This window comes from Ligilactobacillus acidipiscis DSM 15836 (assembly GCF_001435755.1).
In the GTDB taxonomy this organism is placed as follows: Bacteria; Bacillota; Bacilli; order Lactobacillales; family Lactobacillaceae; genus Ligilactobacillus; species Ligilactobacillus acidipiscis.
In genome coordinates this window covers 1-4,029 of record NZ_AZFI01000171.1, presented here as the reverse complement: position 1 = coordinate 4,029, position 4,029 = coordinate 1, and the positions used below count along the sequence as shown (strand labels likewise).

4 protein-coding genes are annotated in these 4,029 nt (G+C 40.7%); all 4 read left to right on the top strand.

The features are described 5' to 3' along the window. The first annotated feature begins 57 nt into the window (after positions 1-57). The 4 genes from FC65_RS09245 to FC65_RS09230 all read left to right on the top strand — a co-directional run bounded on the left by FC65_RS09245 (position 58) and on the right by FC65_RS09230 (position 3,874). Positions 58-696 (top strand): HAD family hydrolase, encoded by a 639-nt coding sequence (locus tag FC65_RS09245; RefSeq protein ID WP_010497235.1) that lies wholly within the window; start codon positions 58-60, stop codon positions 694-696. A 157-nt stretch (positions 697-853) separates the two neighbouring features. After that, a complete protein-coding gene (locus tag FC65_RS09240) occupies positions 854-1,915 on the top strand; it encodes an AI-2E family transporter (RefSeq protein ID WP_056972451.1) in 1,062 nt (353 codons plus the stop codon). Further along, positions 1,908-3,098: a MalY/PatB family protein gene (locus FC65_RS09235; protein WP_056972450.1), complete on the top strand. Its 1,191-nt coding sequence runs from the start codon at positions 1,908-1,910 to the stop codon at positions 3,096-3,098. Before FC65_RS09240 ends, FC65_RS09235 begins: the two co-directional genes overlap by 8 nt. An 89-nt stretch (positions 3,099-3,187) precedes the next feature. After that, positions 3,188-3,874 carry a 2,3-diphosphoglycerate-dependent phosphoglycerate mutase gene (locus tag FC65_RS09230; RefSeq protein WP_056972449.1) on the top strand — a complete coding sequence of 229 codons (687 nt, stop codon included), beginning with the start codon at positions 3,188-3,190 and terminating at the stop codon, positions 3,872-3,874. Positions 3,875-4,029 lie beyond the last annotated feature (155 nt).

The following is a 4,029-nucleotide window of genomic DNA, read 5'->3' as shown; positions in this document are numbered from 1 at the left end:
GAAAAGTATGAATAATTCAGGTAGCAGTTTGATTAATAATGAGGGATGGAATTTAAGATGGAAACTTTTTTGTTTGATTTTGATAATACTTTGGCAAATTCTGGCGAAGCTTCGATCGTTTCAGTCCAGAAGGTTTTTGCGGACGCCGCTAAGCCTGTGCCAACTAGAGATATGATTTTTTCTGAGATGGGATTGCCGATCGAGACCTCTTTTCCGATGTGGGCAAATCTTGATGAACATGATATTCAGCTGCAAAAAATGTACGCTGATTTTCGCGACTACTATTCAGCGATCGAAGATCAAAATACCAAGTTATTTCCTGGCATTAAGGAAGTATTGGCGGACCTAAAAGACGCAGGGCACAGCCTATATGTCGTTTCTAGTAAAGGTTCAGCTTCACTAGAGCGGAACTTGGATAAATTAGCGATCAGTCAGTACTTTACGGATCTGATCGGTTCTGATCTGGTGGATAATTATAAACCAGCTCCAGATGGGATCTTGAAGCTAGTCGACAAATATCAGCTGGATAAGCAACAGGCCGTTATGATCGGTGATGCGGTTTTTGATCTGCAAATGGGAAAAAGAGCCGGGGTCAATACAGCTGCTGCTGGTTGGGGTGCCTATGATATTCATGCCATTAAAGCTGAACGGCCGACTTATTTGTTGGATCAGCCGCAACAATTGTTAGATATTTAAGGAGTACAGTATAAAGTTTACGCACACAAACTGTTTTAAGAGGGCGTGTGTTTTTTAATTTGAGGTGCATTTCATTACTTTGTGTGCCTGATGGAGTAGAATTAACAATATATTTTAATATGATCTTACATATGTGCATATTTGAAGGGAGAAGATAATGACTATTTGGGAAAAATTTATAAATAACGTCCGCCTAAGGCGAGCAGTAGTGCTAACATTGATCGTGGGGGCCTTATTTGCGCTTCGAGGCTTAATGAACACGATATTATTGACTTTTATTTTCACTTTTTTAGTAGTACGCCTGATCAACTTTATTCAAAAAAAGGTCAAAATCCCGAGTCTGATGATCGTCATTGTGGTCTACGCACTAATATTATTTGGGGTTTATTTTGTTGTGATCAAGTATGCACCGAAGATCTTTAACCAATTTGAAGGAATGGTCAAATCAGTGATCACTTTTTACCAGAACCCGCCCAAGGGAGCAAATGATGTAGTGTCTTACATCAGTGATTACATCAGCAAGTCTGATATTACGGCCCAGGTGAAAAACGGCGCGGCTATCTTGTTCCAATCGATCACTACTTTGGGGTCCTTTGGGGTCTCAGTTTTCATGGCACTATTGTTAAGTTTCTTCTTCACGATCGAAAAAGACAGGATGTTTTCTTTTTCACGCAACTTTTTAACAGGTCCTTATTCATGGTTCTTTAAGGATATCCGTTATTTTGCTAATATCTTTGTTAATACCTTTGGGGTAGTTTTAGAGGCGCAATTTTTTATTGCTATCGCAAACACAGTCTTGACTTTGATCGGTTTAAGCTTAATGAAAATACCACAGCTTGATAGCTTGGTGGTCATGATCTTTATCCTAAGTATGATCCCGGTAGCTGGTGTGATCATTTCTGCAATTCCAATGTCTTTGATCGCATACACTGATGGCGGAGTTAAGGCTGTGGTGTATGTCTTGCTTATGATATTGCTGATCCATGCTTTGGAATCCTATGTTTTAAATCCAAAATTAATGTCTAGCAAGACTAACCTACCGATTTTCTATACCTTTGTGGTCCTATTTGTTTCGGAACATATTTTTGGCACTTGGGGACTGATCGTTGGGATCCCGATCTTTATCTTTTTATTAGAAGTATTGGGAGTTCATTCTGTTGGAAACGAGAAGAAAACTAAAAAGAAACGTGTAAAAAAGGAGAGACGAGTTAGTGAATAAAGAAGAGTTTTTGGCAAAATACGCGGTTGATCGTAAAGATACAGCGTCGGTTAAGTGGGATGGCATGCAAGAGGAATTCGGCAGCAGCGATCTTTATCCATTATGGGTCGCCGACACTGAGTTCAAGATCCCGCAAAGTTCTGTCACCGCGCTTCAAAAGCGGGTCGCACATGGTGCTTTTGGTTATTCGCTGACACCGGAAGGCTATTATGATGCATACTTTACTTGGCAAAAAGAGCGTTATGGGATCGAACTGCATAAAGAATGGCTGCGGTTTGGAACTGGAGTGGTCCAATCACTAAGTACTTTACTGCAATTTTCGACAATACCAGGTGATGCAGTTATGATCATGGAGCCTGTTTACCATCCGTTCCGCCATGTTATTGAGGACAATGATCGGAAAGTTGTTGCCAATGAACTAGTAGATTTTGGTGAAGAGTATAAAATGGACCTCGAAAAAATCGAGGAACAGATGGTGGCAAATGACGTCAAAGTTTTGATGTTATGCAACCCGCATAATCCTGTGGCGCGGGTGTGGACTGAAGAAGAGCTTGCCAATTTGTTAGAATTATGTCGCAAAGAACAAGTGCTAGTGATCAGTGACGAGATCCACCATGATCTGTTGCCGTCAGATAAGAAGTTTGTTTCGGCTTTGTCGATCAAGGATGGTTTCTATCGCGACAATATGATCATGGTCGATTCGCCATCAAAGACTTTTAATATGGCAGGATTGTTGATCAGTCATGTTGTTATCCCTAATCCGCAACTGCGTGATCGCTATGATCAACAACAAGAGATATTGCATGCTCCAGCAAGCAATATTTTAGGAATGGTTGCTGGACAAGCAGCTTACAGCGATGGTGCCGACTGGTTAGCAGGACTATTGGCGGTAGTCAAGGATAACTATGACTATTTGAAGGCTCATTTGCAGGCAGCTTTCCCCGAAATTAAGATCACTGACCAGGAAGGGACGTACTTAGCTTGGGTCGATCTGTCAGCAGTCGTTGCACCTGAAGAACTTAAACATGTAGTTCAAGACCAAGCAAAATTAGCGGTGGACTTTGGCAGCATGTTTGGTCAAGGGGGCGCAGGGCACATTAGGATCAATTTGGCCACGACACCTGAAAACCTGCAGGCAGCTGTTTCATCCTTAGTGAAAACACTTCAAGAAAATCAAGCTTAAATTTTCACAAAATACTGTTAATTTTGCAAAATTGAGTGTAAAATAAGCTTGTATAATAAAAAAATAAAAGAAAGAGGTCTGTACTAAATATGCCAAAATTAGTATTCATCCGTCACGGACAAAGTGAATGGAACTTAAAGAACCTTTTTACTGGCTGGGTTGACGTTGACCTGAGCGAAAAAGGTGTACAAGAAGCTACAGAAGCAGGTAAAAAACTTAAAGAAGCTGGGATCGAATTTGACCAAGCTTATACATCAGTTTTGACACGTGCTATCAAGACTTTGCACATTGCTTTGGAAGAAAGCGGCCAACTATGGATCCCTGAAACCAAGACATGGCGTTTGAACGAACGTCACTATGGTGCATTGCAAGGCCAAAACAAAAAAGAAGCTGCTGAAAAATTTGGTGAAGAACAAGTTCATACATGGCGTCGTTCATACGATGTTTTGCCACCACTTTTGAAGGCTGATGACGAAGGTTCTGCTGTTAAGGAACGTCGTTATGCTAACTTGGATCCACATGTTGTTCCAGGCGGTGAAAACTTGAAGGTTACTTTGGAACGTGTCATGCCATTCTGGGAAGACCATATTGCTCCAGATCTTTTGGACGGTAAAAACGTGATTATCGCAGCCCATGGTAATTCATTGCGTGCTTTGACTAAGTATCTTGAAGGTATCTCAGATGATGATATCGTCAGCTTGGAAATGGCTACAGGCCAACCAGTTGTGTATGACTTGGACGACAAGTTAAACGTAGTTAACAAAGAAAAACTTTAATTAATAGTAGTCACGGTAGATTTTGAGCACTTTCGTGACAGGAACGTTATATCGCAAGTTTTAGCGATGTAGCGTTTTTGTTTTTCCAGGAAAATGGTAAATAATTTATTTAAGCCACTTATTCTTGGCTCTTTGTCAAATCCTGTTGATGAATA

Bases quoted from the DNA above. Each gene is read 5' to 3' on its own strand.
- FC65_RS09245 (WP_010497235.1), top strand. From the start codon at position 58: ATGGAAACTTTTTTGTTTGATTTTGATAATACTTTGGCAAATTCTGGC.
- FC65_RS09240 (WP_056972451.1), top strand. From the start codon at position 854: ATGACTATTTGGGAAAAATTTATAAATAACGTCCGCCTAAGGCGAGCA.
- FC65_RS09230 (WP_056972449.1), top strand. From the start codon at position 3,188: ATGCCAAAATTAGTATTCATCCGTCACGGACAAAGTGAATGGAACTTA.